The following is a 14625-nucleotide window of genomic DNA, read 5'->3' as shown; positions in this document are numbered from 1 at the left end:
TTAGTTGCCACCCAACCGCCGGCGCAGCGAACCTCGCAGGCGGTCTTCGAGCTTTTCACCCAACTGTAAATCATCGGGCTCAATTTCAAACAATGCGTTTAAAGTGCTGGCCTTGTCTTGGCCACTTGTTAAGCCCGTAACTACCTGCTGCAATTGCGGGTTTAAACGTTCGGTTGCTGAACTTACTTGCGCTTGTAACTGTTGGCGCAATTCAGCAATGTGGGTATCGGCTTCCGCTGTTAGCGCCGCAGTAAACCCGCGCTGTAGCTGCCTATCCAAATCGGTACGAATACTGAAGCCAGGTGCCTGAATTGCCCCAGATACTCCCACGTTCATATCTATGTTGCGAATGCCACTCAGCACATCATTAAGAATCTGCGCCCAGCGCGCATCACCCTGCACCTGCATGGCTACATCCGCTAAGGTTATCGCACCACCACCAGACAAACTGCCGCGCTCAACACCAACTTCACCTTGCGAATTTAACATGGCACCTAACAATTGCGCGGCAACCTCGTTCTGTTGAAACAGTTTTTGCTCTGCAAGATTAACCCCCCTAACACGCCAGCTTTGGTTGCCTGCAAAACCCGCTACATCAGAGAGCGTAAAGCGCCCTGCAAGGTTCAATTCTTGCCAATATTCGGAAGCCGAAGCCGCCAAATTATAGGTAGAAGGCGTGCCACCAATCCGATCGTGTTGCCAAGTAATATTGCTCCATTCAACACCAACGTGGGTGTTAGCAAATTGAATATCGGTAAGCGCTTGCTCAATTAAAAATACCGGCCGCTGTTGGCGATCAAAATCAATATAACGCCCTTCCCAGCGGCTTGGCTGCATCTCGTCATCATCTGAACGCGCCAGCATCGGGCCAATAAAATCAAATGCCATCAGCGCATAACGGCTCCACTCTTCCACTTTCGGGCCAAATAGAATTCCGCTTAATTCAGTTAAACTTTCTTGATCAAAGGCTAATAACGCTCGCACGCGCTGCAAATCTTGTTCTGGTGCTTCGCGTAAAGCCCGTAAATCGGCTTGCAATACATCGCGGGCTTGTTCCGCTGTACTTACAAAGTTGCGCACCGCATCGCGATCGGTACCCATTTCATCACGCAGTGAACGCAACTGATTACGCACCTCTAGCAATTCTTGCGGAGTTCGCGGCTGCGCTTCCGTAATTTCCTTAACTCGCGTTTGATATCGATCTAACTTATCGGAGCTTGGTAAGCTGTTCTGTGCTTGTTCAACGCGCTCACGATAGATTTGAAAGTTATCCTCGGCTTGTTGAATAACGCCCGGTGTACGAATTTCACTACGCTCTAGGATTTGCTCAACCGATGGAATATCGATATTTAAGTTGGCAAACGTTTGCTGCCAATCACGTGGTTCCCGCTCCGCTTTATAATCTGCCCGAACTTTACCTGGGCGAGCACGCTCTGTGCCCATAGCAATTCCGGTCATTCGTAAATCGGTAATATGAATTCGCCCAATTACCGCATCCCAAAAATATAGCTCGGCCGCCGCAGTATCTGCTTTTACTCGATTAAGTTCAGGCTGTTCTGGATCAGTGAATTGAATATCCGCCATGCGAATCGCAAAGGGCTGCCAGTTCACCTCTACTTGAGCGATATTTACCTCGGCACCATTTGCTCGTGTAAGGCCAAACTCCAAACCTGATTTCAGTAGCGGCCCTGCAAATATGCGCATGAGCAGTGCCAAACCACCAAATATAACAATAAAGGCAACTAGCCCTTGCCAGCGTATCACCTTATTCATAGTGAACCTCCGCGCAAGCCGCTAATGCGTTGATATACCATAAAGAACTTCGTGCCTTTAATTACTTGCACAAAGCGCAAGCGATCAAACCATGCTTTCACGCGGCCGCGATAAGCAACAATGAGCCGATGGCTAATAAACAGCCAAGGCACCGCCACTACTAAACAGAACACCACACTGCCCATGGTAATGGTGTGGTTATACTGCAGCAATCGCGCCAATGGATTTTCATATAAGCTGGCCCACAGGCCTTGCAATGCCTGCGCTTGCAAAATACTTTCACCGATATAATCGAATACCGGATCAAGTAAGTAAGCGAGCCCAGAGAACACCAAGAAAGCGAGGATAAAACCGCTAAAGTTGATGCGTAGCGAGAATGCTAAAAAAAGAATTAACACATTGTGTAGGCTAAATAGTGGGGTGAGGCCTAACACCATCCCCAACAAAAAAGCCCAGGCTAATGCCCAAGGGCTGGTTTCGGCATTTAAAGCTTTAAACAGCTTGGCCAACAGGGTAATCATTTTCTAGCTCCTTGCTGCGATGATTAAAGTAATAGCTGCATACTCAGATACAAAAATAACGCTCTAGTTCAATGCCAACAATGAGCATTAATAACTATAGTTTAGCACCTAGCTGTTTGGCTAACTCTGCGGTTTGCGCACTTTTTGCAGAATCACCCGCTTGCCAGCCGTGCAGATTTTCTTGCAGCACTGCCGTAAGTGCTTGAATGTGCTGCGCATCTGAGTTTAAGCATGGAATATACTCAAAACGTTCGCCACCCGCTTCCATGAAATATTCACAGTTTTCTTCGCCAATTTCTTCAATGGTTTCTAAACAATCGGCTGAAAAACCTGGGCACACCACTTGTAGTGATTTCACGCCTTGGCCTGGCAGTGCTTTCATGGTTACATCAGTATATGGCTGTAACCACTCTTCGCGCCCAAAACGCGATTGAAAAGTGGTTTGATATTCATCTTTACCTAGCCCCAAGTTTTCGGCTACCAAACGGGTAGTTTTATAACATTCGCAGTGGTACGGGTCGCCTTTATCAAGATATTTTTTCGGCACCCCATGGTATGAAAACACCAATTTGTCGGCGCGGCCATGCTGTTCCCAGTGCGCGCGGATTTTATCTGCCACGGCCTGAATGTACCCAGCGTTATCATGATAATGGCTAATAAAACGGAAATCTGGCAACCAACGGCGTTGGGTAAAATCTTTGCTGATGGCATCGAATGTAGAGCCGCTGGTAGACGCTGAATATTGCGGATAGAGCGGCAACACCACGAGCTTGCGCACGCCTTGGCTAAATAATTTCTCTAACGCGCTACTAATGGAAGGATTACCGTAACGCATACCAAACTCAACGATTACATCATCGCCATACAGTTTTTGCATTTCCGCCCGCACCCCATCGGTTTGTGCCTGGGTGTGAAACAGTAACGGCGAACCTTGCTCGGTCCATACTGTGCTGTAGGCCGCAGCGGAACGACGCGGCCGAATACGCAAAATCACACCGTGTAAAATAACCTTCCAAAGTAAGCGTGGCACTTCAACAACCCGCGGATCAGAAAGAAATTCTGCCAAGTATTTACGCAGAGCTTTTGGCGTTGCCGCATCTGGTGTGCCAAGATTAGTAAGCAGCACACCAATTTTTCCAACTTGGCCATGGCTAAAGTTGCTAGGGCTTTGAAATTTCATTAAAAAATATTCCTTTTAAAATGCTTGCTTAGAAACTGAATATCAGCGATAAATCGCGCTACAAATATTCGCGATTGCGAATCAACAACCAAGGTAAATTATGCACAACGCACCACTCATTATTATTGATGATTTAACCGATTGGCAGCCATATCACCCTAGCCAATCTATCATTAGTGCCAGTGATTATATCCAGCAAGCGGGCAAACACCGGGCGCCAATTATCAACTTATGTGGTGATTTAAGCTACTTGAGCACCGGTTACTATGTGAGCCTGCTTGCGGAAGCTCGTGGCCAACGCGCTTTACCTTCGGTTTCTGCCATCAATGATTTAGCGAATCTATCACATTATCAGCTGTTCCTGAGTGATAGTAGCAAGCTATTGAATCGATTTGTTGCGCAACATCAACCAAACGAACCCAAACGAGTGCGCTTATTGCTTTGCTTTGGCCGCACACCGTATCCCGAGCTTGAAGATTTAGCTCGGCATATTTTTGAAACCTACCCGTGCCCAGTACTGGAGGTTGAATTTGCGTTTGAAGGTCGCTGGCACCTTAATGCAATACGTAATCGCGCACTTTCAGATCTAAATGATCAGGAACAAACTTTATTTGGTGAATCACTCGAGTATTTTTCCAAGCGCGTGTGGCGCAAAGCGCGTAGCCGTAAGGAGTATCGCTATGATTTGGCGATTTTGCATGATCCTAACGAACGCATTCCCACCAGTGATAAAAAAGCGCTGCAAAAATTTATTCGCGCCGCAAAAGAGTACGATATTGAAGCCGAGCTAATTACCGCAGCTGACTTCGGCCGCCTGTTGGAGTTTGATGCCCTGTTTATTCGCGAAACTACGCGCATTAATCACTACACCTATCACTTTGCGAAGAAAGCCGAAGCGAATGGTTTAGTGGTAATAGACCACCCCGATTCTATTTTGCGCTGCGCCAATAAAGTGTTTTTGAACGAAATGCTGCAAAAGAACAAGATTCCACAACCAGAAACCGAACTATTGGTAATGGGCAACGATATCGATTACGCGGCAATTGGCGAGCGGTTCGGCTACCCCGTAGTACTGAAAATACCCGATGGCTCGTTTTCCATTGGCGTAGAAAAAGCACGGAATGCCGATGAGTTTCGTAAGGTAGCGGAAGATTTGTTCAAAACCTCAACCATTTTGTTGGTGCAAGAGTTCTTGCCCACAGATTTTGATTGGCGCATCGGCGTACTCAATAACCGTGTTATTTATGCCTGCAAATACTTTATGGCTCGCAATCATTGGCAAATCTACAACCATGCCAGCGAATCGAGCAAAGGCAAAACTGGTTCTTTTGCATGTTTAGGTGTGCATCAAGTACCTAAAGATGTAATTCGAGTTGCCCTACAAGCCACGCGGTTAGTAGGCGATGGTTTGTACGGCGTAGATATCAAAGAATCGAGTAAGGGCCCGGTGATTATCGAAATTAATGATAATCCATCGATTGATAGCGGTGTTGAGGACGAATATCTTGGTGATGAGCTGTATCGTATCATCATGTCTGATTTCTTACGCAGAATCGAAGATTAACCGATGTGTTCTCAGCATACGATTACCGTTCGCAAAGCGCAGCCCGATGATTTAGATAAGTTGGTGGCGCTAGAAAACAGCGCCTTTAGCTATGATCAAATTGGTAGGCGCTCGTTCCGCTACTTACTGCAGAGCCCGAGCGTGCAGATTTGGTGCGCTGAGCTTACCAATAGCACCGCACTAGGTGCGGATGATTTAGTAAACATTTTTGCGGGCTACACCATTATATTAACTCGGAAAAATAGCCGCAAATGGCGAGTTTACTCACTTGCTACAGCACCCGAGGTTCGCGGCAAGGGTGCGGCAAAAGCACTAATGAACGTTGTGCAAAGTGCTGCAGAAAACAACCCTAACGTAAGCACTGTATCCTTAGAAGTAAAGTGTGATAATGCCGGTGCCATTGCGCTGTATCGTAATCTTGGTTTTGAAGTTGTTGATGTAATGCCGAATTATTATTCTGATGGTAGCGATGGTTACCGATTACAAATTAGTTTGTAAGTACTTGCTACCCCATCGGTGATCATTTGCACTTCTTAGGGCGTATCCGTTACCCTAACTATACTAATCACCTAAGTATTACCATTCACCTCACTAGCGTGCATGCAGTAACGGAGTGTTCATGAACAACTTTAGTTTTTATAACCCCACCAAAATACTATTTGGGGAAGGGCAGATCACCAAAATTAGTGCCGAAATTCCAGCCAACGCGCGGGTAATGCTCGCTTATGGCGGCGGCAGTATTAAGAAAAATGGCGTGTATCAGCAAATTCACGATGCCATTGGCGAGCAAATTGTTTGTGAGTTCGAGGGTATTGAAGCGAATCCTGAATATGAAACGCTGTGTCGTGCAGCCGATGCAGTAACCGCTAACGATGTTGATTTTATTCTTGCCGCTGGTGGTGGCTCGGTAATTGATGGCGTTAAATTTATTGCAGCCGCAGCACATTATGAAGGCGACCGTTGGGATATTCTTACCAAAGGCGGCAAGGTTGTAAAATCTGCAGTAGCCTTTGGCAGCGTGCTTACACTTCCTGCTACCGGATCGGAAATGAATAGCGGCTCAGTTGTAACCCGTTCCGAATACAAAGCCAAGCTTCCTTTCGGCAGCCCGTTGGTGTATCCGCAGTTTTCCGTGCTAGATCCTACCACCACTTATACCTTACCGATGCGGCAAGTAATTAACGGTGTTATCGATCCCTTTACCCACGTAATGGAACAATACCTTACCTATCCAGCAGGTGGCGCGTTACAAGATCGCTTGGCCGAGGGTATTCTACAAACCCTTATCGATATCGGCCCAGAAGCAATTGCCCAGCCGGAGAATTACGAAGTGCGCGCGAATGTAATGTGGTGTGCCACCATGGCATTGAATGGATTAATTGGCGTGGGAGTGCCACAAGATTGGTCTACGCATATGATTGGCCATGAACTCACGGCATTATATGGTTTAGATCATGCGCAAACTTTAGCGGTAGTGCTGCCAGCAAACCTACGTGTACGCAAAGCCGATAAAATGGCGAAGTTGGTGCAATTTGCCGAGCGGGTTTGGCATATTCAGGAAGGTACCGATGCCGAAAAAGCAGAAGCAGGCATTGCCAAAACCGAAGAGTTTTTCCGCAGCCTTGGCGCTGGCACCCGTATTGAAGATTACGATTTAGATGCCAGCATCATTGATGTAGTGATTAAGCAGCTAGAAGCTCACGGCATGGTAAAACTGGGTGAGCATCAAGATGTAACTCCAGAAGTGAGCCGCAATATCCTTAACGCGGCGCTTCGTTCTGGTAATCCCGCGTAACACGCAAAATCTTATCGCCCGCTTGCCGATATCGATTGGTTAACTTATCCATCGGTTCGGCAACTGGGCTAATCCCGCGGCTTTGCAAATAATCTGTGTTGTAGAGTTTAGATGCACTACGCTCACCCAAATCACATGCAAAAGTAACAATCGTTTTACCCGGTGCACGATGCAGTGCTGCAAAAAACGCAGCGGCCACGTTCAGCGCCGAGCTACTGCCCAGTACAATGCCATCTTGCTCGCGCACAAAATTGGCAATACTCAGCAGATCTTGATCAGGTAAATTGAGTGCGTAATCAATTTTTGCCTGCCGGAAGTTCTCTACTAAGCGCATGATACCAATTCCCTCGGTAAGCGAGCCGCCTTCCGCTTTATATTCGCCACTGCGAAGAAACTCATAAGTGCCTGAACCATCTGGATCTGCGCACCACACTTCAATATTCGGGTTTTGCTCTTTCAAGTACAATGAATTACCGGCGATTGTGCCGCCCGTACCCGATACCGAAACAAGCATATCGATCTTGCCTGCAGTTTGCTGCCAGATTTCTGGGCCTGTGCGCAAATAATGGGCGCGCATATTGCTCGTGTTTTCGAACTGGTTCGCCCACCAGAAATTATCATTCTCCGCACCAAGCCGCCGCGCCGTATGATAGAAGTGCGCCTCATTCTTAAATGGCACGGGTGGCACTGCATGCAAACGCGCTCCATGCAGTTCGATCATTTTCGTTTTTTCCGCAGTTTGATCATTGGGCATTACCACCAACAAATCATAACCTAGTGCCTTTGCTACCACCGCCAAACCAATGCCGGTATTACCCGCAGTACCTTCAACAATGGTCATCCCCGGCTGTAGCTTGCCCTGATCGATTGCATCTTTTACTAATTGCAGTGCTGCACGATCTTTGATCGAACCACCAGGATTTTGGTACTCGCATTTTACGTAAATATCGGAACCACATAGTTTCGATAACGAAGCGATTTTTAATAAATCAGTATTGCCAATTTGCTCTACCTGGTTCATTACAACTCTCGCTAACGCCATGCACTTGCATCCTTTTCTCAATAAATTGATACACCAGTGTAACCGTATTCAACCGTTACTGTGTAAAACAAAATAGAATATAAAATAAACACTAAAATTATTGGCCAGAATAATTCTTCCCATATATACTGAAAAAGCTTAAATAACAGCAGTTATTTACTCAGTTTGAACGAAACCCTTCTCGGAAGTGCTCGTCCCCTGCTCTAAATACCTTGCTGCTCTAAGCACTAGTACCGCTGGTTGCGGCCAGCTGTTTTAATATACACGCAAGTTAGGAAAGATTATGTCTGATATCGTTACTGGTACCGTTAAGTGGTTCAACGAATCTAAAGGTTTTGGTTTTCTTGAGCGCGAAGGCGGGCCTGATGTATTCGTTCACTTCTCAGCAATTACTGGCGATGGCTTCCGTACGTTAGCCGAAGGCCAAAAAGTTCAGTTCACTATCACGCAAGGCCAAAAAGGCCCTCAAGCTGAAAACGTAACTGCTGCTGATTAGGGCTTACGTACCGTAAACCTTTGCTCACGCAAAACGAATTTATAAATGGTTGGCACTTAAATGCCGACCATTTTTTATGCCATCTTTATTTGTTCTGCCCAACTAACCACTCTTGCGCCCGCTCTGCGGCCCCATTCACAATCACATATAGTGCCGGAACAACAAAAAGCGTAAGCACCATGGCACTCAACAAACCACCCACTACGGTTAATGCCAACGGATTCATAATCTCCGCACCCTCACCAATTCCTAATGCTAATGGTAACATCCCCAGCACGGTTGTTAGTGTGGTCATTAATATCGGCCGTAAACGAACTTTCGCCGCGGCTAACACCGCTTCTTGAATGTTCAGCTTACTCTCGCGGCGCGCGATTTCAATATACTCCACCAACAAAATGGCATTATTTACTACAATTCCAATCAGTAGCACCACGCCAATTAAAACCGGTGCAGAAAGCGATGTATTAGTAAGGGTAAGCGCGCTCACTACACCAAATAGCGCTAGGGGCGCAGCCGTAAGAATAACCAGCGGGTTGGTAAAGCGCTCGTATTGTACCGCCATCACTACAAATACTAAAAACATGGCCAATATAACCACTGTGCGTAGTTCTTTATTTGTGGCTTGTATCGTTTCCCATTGCCCTGAATAAATTAAACTATACTGATCGGGTAGCTCAAAGTTACTCATACGCGCTTCTACTTCCCGCATGATTTGCCCTACATCGGCAACCGTTGTATTAATATCGCCATTCACTCTTACCACGCGATTTTGATTCTCCCGCTCAATATGAGCTGGCCCTTCGCCAAGCTGAAATGAAGCCACATCACCCAGCAGAACCGGCACGCCATCAATGCGATCGAGAATCAAATTACTGAGTACTTGTTCATCAGAAACTTGATCTTTGGGTAGCCGCACACGCACCGGATACTCGTATTGGCCATCCCGAAAATATGAAGGTACTTCGCCATCTACCGCTTGCCGCACAGCTCTGCCAATTTCGGATACCCGCAAACCCAAATCAGCTGCGCGCTCGCGATCCACAACAATACGCATCAGCGGGCTTTGATCTTCCCTACCTACTTCAACGCCCTCTAATCCGGGTATGCCTTGCAGTAAAGCACTAATATCACGAGCATACTCACGCAGCTCGGTAAGCTCATCACCTACAATACTAATCGAGAAATCTGCACCTGCGGGAGAGAACTGCAACCCCTGAATACTTGGCGGCTGCACACTAATTCGTGCGCCCGGCAAATCAAGTGCATCAAGCCGTTGTTGGGCTTCGGCAACCCATTCGCCTGCGCTCATTTCGGGGCGTTGGCGAGCCGGTGTAAGCTGTACGCGAATATTACTGGTGCCAGGGCGTTCGTTAATGATACCGCCGCTCAAATGGCCACCTACTAGCGCAAACATGGTTTCTACATGGGGCATATCTAAAATAATGCTTTCAATTTCGCGCGCCGCAGCATCGGTTTCAAAAGGTGGCGTGCCGCTTGGCAACACCATTCGTACACTTACGCCACCATCATCTACCTGTGGTAAAAATTCATTACCAAGTTGATCGCCCATACGCAGCATCACAACAAATAATAATGCGGCTCCTGCGATCACCCCCCAGCGCCAGCGCAGTGCAGGCTCAAGGGCACGCACATAGGCGCTTTGTAACAGCATAATAAATCGATTAAACCCGCGTATTAATCTGCTTTGTTCTAAGCCACTCTGAAAACGAATTCGTGCCAATAATGCCGCTAACATGGGTACCAAGGTGAGGGCAGCAACTAGCGTGGCCAGTATCGCAAAGGAAATCGTGAGAATAAGCTCGCGGAAAATCATGGCCGCATAACCGGTAATCAATAAGAACGGCAACACCGCGGCAAGGTTGGTAAGGGTACCCGCAGTAATCGCTGAGCTTACTTCACGAGCGCCATCATATGCTGCTTCAGTAACACTTTTCTGCAATTGCCGATGATGGCGGAAAATATTCTCTAACATCACAATCGCATTATCGAGCAGTAACCCTACGCCTAATGCCAAACCACCCAAGCTAATCACATTCAGCGTAAGGCCACTGGCGCCCATTAACGCAAAAGTAGCCATAATGGCTACCGGAATAGAAATCCCTACCACTAAGCTTTTGCGCAACGAACCAAGAAATAGGAACACCATTACCATGGCTAAAAAGCCACCCAGTAGCGCAGCGGTTCCTACACTACGCAACGCACCTTGAATAAAGTAAACCGGATCATTGATGGGTTGATATTGAATATCCTCGGGCAAGAAACCACTGCGCGTGAGATCTCGCATCAGCTCTTGTACACCCGAAACCACCTCAACCGTATTCGCTTCTGGCAATTTAGTAATGGATACCTGCACTGCTGGCGTGCCATTTAAGCGGGAAAATAACCGTTGCTCGCGAAAGCCATCTTGCACATCGGCTACTTCCTCTAGGCGAATGCGTTGATCACTGCCGGGAACTTGCAGCAACAGATTGGCAACCTCATTTGCCGAGGTAAGCATGCCATCGGTTTTCGCCATTACATCAAAGGTATCGGAGGTCATCCACCCGGCGGCAACATCAATGTTCTCGGCTTCCAACAGCGCTACTATATCCTGCATACGCAAACCAAAGGTGCGTAGCCGCTGTTGATCCACCACTACTTCCATTTCGCGCTGCAAACCACCCGCCACTTCCACACCAGCCACACCGAATACAGACACTAATTGAGGGGTGAGTTGATTTACCACCCAATCACGCACTGCTACTTCAGAACGCACTGAAGAACTAAAGCCGGCTTGCCAGATAGGGTCTTGCGAAGGATCACGCTTATACAAACGGGGTGGCTGCGCATCACTCGGCAGTTGCGTGCGCGCTAACTCCAGCAGCCGCCCCGCATCTTGCAATGCTAAATCGAGATTGGTGCCCAGTTCAAAATGTAAATTTACATTAGTACGGCCTTCGGAAGCGCGGCTATCTATCAGTACCAAATTTTCTACCGCCGCCAGGTTACGCTCTAATACGCGGGTTACTTGCTCCTCCATAATTTCTGGAGCAACACCAGGATAATTCACGGTTACCGTAATTTGCGGATATTCAATATGAGGTAAGAGATCAACCGGTAGGCGCTGCACGAAAAACAGCCCGAGCACCAAGATTACACTGGCAATGGAAATGGTGCCGATAGGTCGCCGAATTGCCAGCGCACTAATTCCGCTAGGCATCACACTAGCCCCGCCAATTTACGATGCGCACACGGGTACCATCGCGCATATCAATTGGGTTCGTTGCCAATACCACATCACCGATGTTCACACCCTCACGCACTTCGGTCCATTGGCCGCGAGTAATACTTACTTCAATAAAGGTTTTCTCTAAACGATCATCAACTACTCGGTAAACATAACGTTGATCGCCATCTTCGCCTACCGCAGCAGCTGGCACCGCGATAGCTTCCGGGCGGGGATCTACTTGCAGCGGTATACGAGCAAGGAAGCCGGGGCGAACACCTTGAGCAAAACTTTCCGCAGGCAACAGCACCTCAATGTTGATGAGCCTGCTGGCACTATCCGCAGCAGGAAAAATTCGGCGAATTTCACCCGTTATCTTCTGCCCCGGTAGGCCATCGAGCCGCACCGGCACCTGTTGGCCCTGCGTTAAATAACGCACATCGCGCTCAGAAACACCCGGCCGAACTACTAATTCATCCATTTTCGCTAAGGTGAATAAGTGCTGCTGCGCTTCCACCGGTTCGCCAATCTCAATATAACGTGCGGTTACTACTGCATCTGTAGGTGCATAAATAGCACCAAAATCTAACCGTGTTTGCCACAGTTCTTGCTCGGCACTTGCCGCAGCATAAGCGGCCTTGGCGCGCTGTAAATCAGCTTCCGGCATCGTTTGGCTAGCTCTCAGTTGGCGCACCCACTGCAGCTCTAGCTCTGCTTCTAACGCCTGCGCTTTCGCTCTATTGAGCTCAGCCTGATGCTCAACTACATCGAACCGGGCAAGTAATTGCCCCGCAGTTACGTGATCACCCTCTTCCACGAACACTTCAGCCACTAAGCCTTGCGTTCTGCTAGTGAGGTTCACTTGTACACGCGCAGTTACCGTAGCTGAGAGGGCAAGCTGGCGAGATAAATCGCGGCCCACCACCTCATAGGCGGCTATTGGTGTTTGCCGCTCAGCACCGTTACTACCGGTTGCTTGTTCACTGCGCTCGCAGCCCACTAACAAGATTCCCAGCAATGTTACTATTACACCCGTAAAGCGAATTTTATTCATTCGTTTATTGGCCCTTGTAAAATAATAAGCTGCGTTCCCTCATTTACTTGCACCTGCGCATTCAGATTTGGATTCAGCACCGTTTCGCCTCCTTCTTGCTGGTAACCGAGTAACACTGCTTGCTCACTCAGCGCTAGTTCACGCAGTTCGCCAATCGTAAATACCCGATGTGAATTCGCGGGTAAAAAACGCAATGCTAATCGTGCACCATCGGCACTTAATAATTGCTCATACACTGCCCGCAACTGCGGATACACCGCAACTTGTGCCAATACATGGCTAACAATTACCGAGCTCACTAATACTTCGTTATGGCTATGGTTTACGTATGCTGCGTTGCTCGGATCATGCAGTTCAACCATGATATGAGGACGTAAACTCGGGTTGCCTTTGGCCAGCAAATAATCTAAAACCATAAACGCAACAATGCTGCGTGCGTCTGCTTCCTCCCCAGACGCTAAGCGATCACTACTAAATAAAATCACGGAATCAAAATGATGCGCTTGCAACTTCTGCATGGCTGATTCTGTTGTGTAATCCGCTCGCAACCACTCTACCTGCAGTTGCCCCGAGCCTTCAAGTTGACGTTCAGCAAACAGCAACTCTCGCTCGTTTAATGGGGTAGTAGATACATTACATACCGAAAACTGAGTACGATCATCATTCGCCATTTCTGCAAGTAACGTGAGTACTCGATTACTCCAGCCCAATATCAACACTTTGCGTTGCAATGGCCGAATGGGAGCAATTAGTTTTTCATTCATTTTCTGAACTCGATATCCAACCGCTCGCTGATGAGTATGGATGTCACTGTAGTTCAGCGCCAAATAGAGTATTTCATCGCCCTCTTTAATTTTCAAATCTCCAGCCGGCGCTAATAAGGTTTCGCACTCATCTCGTTTTTGTGCATTTCTGGTTGGCCGCAGCACACCACATGGAGTGGCAGTATTTGAACTGGCAAATACTTGCTGCCAATTTTTCCCCACCAACCGCGCCGCACTCTCAGGCATAAATTGGGCCTGATTCGGATCAATTAACAAGGCGTTTACCACCCCTGATAATCCGGGATACAAAATGCTTCGCAATAAGATGCGCGAAATAATCAGATCACTAGCAATTAATTGTAAGTAGCCCTTGTAGGTGTGTAATGCCACGGGTACCTTGCGAGCATCTTGCAGTTCAGCAATTACTCGTGGCCCTTGGCGACCTTTAAACTGCGTATGTAACGAGAGCAAAACCTTAATAATGTCGGCATCTGCGCTCAGTGTTTGCTCCGCAAAATTACTCCGCGATGGAATAATAATGGTGCGCGCATTTTCAATAGCTACACGGGTAAGATGCTCTGGGTTTAATAGTGAACCAGAGCGCAATACAATGCGCCGCCGATCCTTACCAGAAATATGCTCACCGCGTACTTCAGCAGTTGGCCCGGCGGTAATATCATCCGCCAGAACCGCGATTTTATTCACCGTAGCGCGCGGAATTACTGGGCTCAACAGTTCCCGTACGATCGGCAGTGTTCGCGATGTCCAACCCAGTAATACCGTGTGATTACGGAAGCTTACCGGTGTTTGCCCTAGCTCAAAATTACGCATTTGCCGGAACAACCATTGGGTCATAATAGCAACTAGCGTACCCATAAACAGAACATAGCCAGCTACAGTGAGGATGGTAGATATAATTCTCCGCCCAAGGCCTTCGTCGTCGCCAAGATAACCCGGATCAGTAAGACGAAGGAAAGACCACCAAAACTCCTCTGTTAAAGCAAACTCGCCTCGAGCTAGGAAATACGCTAGAAATCCCCCAGTAACCGCTACTAGTAAAACGATTGCCCAGGCCAAAAGCAACTGCAGGAAGGCGCCGCCACCCAGCATGCGCTCTAATGAAAATTTTATTTGTGCAGAAATGCGTGAACCAAATGCCATGTGAAGGTTTCCTAAACTGCGTTGATATTCTCTTACTATCGCGTAAATC

11 protein-coding genes are annotated in these 14625 nt (G+C 47.7%); 4 read left to right on the top strand and 7 right to left on the bottom strand.

The window, feature by feature from the left end:
* The 3 genes from ACNA7P_RS02900 to hemH form a co-directional block, all read right to left on the bottom strand.
* A complete protein-coding gene (locus ACNA7P_RS02900) occupies positions 1–1773 on the bottom strand; it encodes a TIGR03545 family protein (protein WP_416257108.1) in 1773 nt (590 codons plus the stop codon).
* Positions 1770–2294, bottom strand: coding sequence for a TIGR03546 family protein (locus ACNA7P_RS02895; RefSeq protein WP_416257107.1), 525 nt, complete (start codon positions 2292–2294; stop codon positions 1770–1772). The genes ACNA7P_RS02900 and ACNA7P_RS02895 overlap by 4 nt, the downstream gene beginning before the upstream one ends.
* Positions 2295–2388: 94 nt before the next feature.
* Positions 2389–3474, bottom strand: a complete 1086-nt coding sequence (gene hemH / locus ACNA7P_RS02890; RefSeq protein WP_416257106.1) for a ferrochelatase — start codon at positions 3472–3474, stop codon at positions 2389–2391.
* A gap of 100 nt (positions 3475–3574) precedes the next feature.
* Here hemH and ACNA7P_RS02885 point away from each other — a divergent pair, with 100 nt between their 5' ends.
* The 3 genes from ACNA7P_RS02885 to ACNA7P_RS02875 all read left to right on the top strand — a co-directional run bounded on the left by ACNA7P_RS02885 (position 3575) and on the right by ACNA7P_RS02875 (position 6833).
* Positions 3575–5038, top strand: a complete 1464-nt coding sequence (locus ACNA7P_RS02885) for a RimK family protein (RefSeq protein WP_416257105.1) — start codon at positions 3575–3577, stop codon at positions 5036–5038.
* Between the two features lie 3 nt (positions 5039–5041).
* Positions 5042–5536, top strand: coding sequence for a GNAT family N-acetyltransferase (locus ACNA7P_RS02880; protein ID WP_416257104.1), 495 nt, complete (start codon positions 5042–5044; stop codon positions 5534–5536).
* 121 nt (positions 5537–5657) lie between these two features.
* A complete protein-coding gene (locus ACNA7P_RS02875) occupies positions 5658–6833 on the top strand; it encodes an iron-containing alcohol dehydrogenase (protein ID WP_416257103.1) in 1176 nt (391 codons plus the stop codon).
* Here ACNA7P_RS02875 and ACNA7P_RS02870 read toward each other — a convergent pair.
* On the bottom strand, positions 6799–7875 hold the full coding sequence (locus ACNA7P_RS02870) for a cysteine synthase A (protein ID WP_416257102.1): 1077 nt from the start codon (positions 7873–7875) through the stop codon (positions 6799–6801). The two genes, ACNA7P_RS02875 and ACNA7P_RS02870, sit on opposite strands and share 35 nt — an antisense overlap.
* Positions 7876–8158: 283 nt before the next feature.
* Here ACNA7P_RS02870 and ACNA7P_RS02865 point away from each other — a divergent pair, with 283 nt between their 5' ends.
* Complete coding sequence (locus tag ACNA7P_RS02865) at positions 8159–8371, top strand: cold-shock protein (RefSeq protein WP_416257101.1); 213 nt, start codon at positions 8159–8161, stop codon at positions 8369–8371.
* An 85-nt stretch (positions 8372–8456) separates the two neighbouring features.
* On the opposite strand, the gene ACNA7P_RS02860 is transcribed toward ACNA7P_RS02865, so the two are convergent.
* Genes ACNA7P_RS02860 through ACNA7P_RS02850 form a run of 3 tightly spaced genes read right to left on the bottom strand, consistent with a single transcriptional unit; the run spans position 8457 to position 14576 of the window.
* A complete protein-coding gene (locus ACNA7P_RS02860) occupies positions 8457–11591 on the bottom strand; it encodes an efflux RND transporter permease subunit (protein ID WP_416257100.1) in 3135 nt (1044 codons plus the stop codon).
* A gap of 4 nt (positions 11592–11595) precedes the next feature.
* On the bottom strand, positions 11596–12651 hold the full coding sequence (locus ACNA7P_RS02855) for an efflux RND transporter periplasmic adaptor subunit (protein WP_416257099.1): 1056 nt from the start codon (positions 12649–12651) through the stop codon (positions 11596–11598).
* Positions 12648–14576: a hypothetical protein gene (locus tag ACNA7P_RS02850; RefSeq protein WP_416257098.1), complete on the bottom strand. Its 1929-nt coding sequence runs from the start codon at positions 14574–14576 to the stop codon at positions 12648–12650. The genes ACNA7P_RS02855 and ACNA7P_RS02850 overlap by 4 nt, the downstream gene beginning before the upstream one ends.
* Positions 14577–14625 lie beyond the last annotated feature (49 nt).

Origin of the sequence: Aliidiomarina sp., assembly GCF_047920995.1 — a bacterium.
In the GTDB taxonomy this organism is placed as follows: domain Bacteria; phylum Pseudomonadota; class Gammaproteobacteria; order Enterobacterales; family Alteromonadaceae; genus Aliidiomarina.
The sequence above is the reverse complement of the archived record's forward strand: the minus strand, read 5'-3'. Positions and strand labels throughout refer to the sequence as shown.

Coding starts and splice junctions, on each gene's coding strand:
- ACNA7P_RS02855 (WP_416257099.1), bottom strand. CDS start 12,651: ATGAATAAAATTCGCTTTACGGGTGTAATAGTAACATTGCTGGGAATC.
- ACNA7P_RS02860 (WP_416257100.1), bottom strand. CDS start 11,591: ATGCCTAGCGGAATTAGTGCGCTGGCAATTCGGCGACCTATCGGCACC.
- ACNA7P_RS02885 (WP_416257105.1), top strand. CDS start 3,575: ATGCACAACGCACCACTCATTATTATTGATGATTTAACCGATTGGCAG.
- ACNA7P_RS02870 (WP_416257102.1), bottom strand. CDS start 7,875: ATGGCGTTAGCGAGAGTTGTAATGAACCAGGTAGAGCAAATTGGCAAT.
- ACNA7P_RS02875 (WP_416257103.1), top strand. CDS start 5,658: ATGAACAACTTTAGTTTTTATAACCCCACCAAAATACTATTTGGGGAA.
- ACNA7P_RS02900 (WP_416257108.1), bottom strand. CDS start 1,773: ATGAATAAGGTGATACGCTGGCAAGGGCTAGTTGCCTTTATTGTTATA.
- ACNA7P_RS02880 (WP_416257104.1), top strand. CDS start 5,042: ATGTGTTCTCAGCATACGATTACCGTTCGCAAAGCGCAGCCCGATGAT.
- hemH (WP_416257106.1), bottom strand. CDS start 3,474: ATGAAATTTCAAAGCCCTAGCAACTTTAGCCATGGCCAAGTTGGAAAA.
- ACNA7P_RS02865 (WP_416257101.1), top strand. CDS start 8,159: ATGTCTGATATCGTTACTGGTACCGTTAAGTGGTTCAACGAATCTAAA.
- ACNA7P_RS02850 (WP_416257098.1), bottom strand. CDS start 14,576: ATGGCATTTGGTTCACGCATTTCTGCACAAATAAAATTTTCATTAGAG.
- ACNA7P_RS02895 (WP_416257107.1), bottom strand. CDS start 2,294: ATGATTACCCTGTTGGCCAAGCTGTTTAAAGCTTTAAATGCCGAAACC.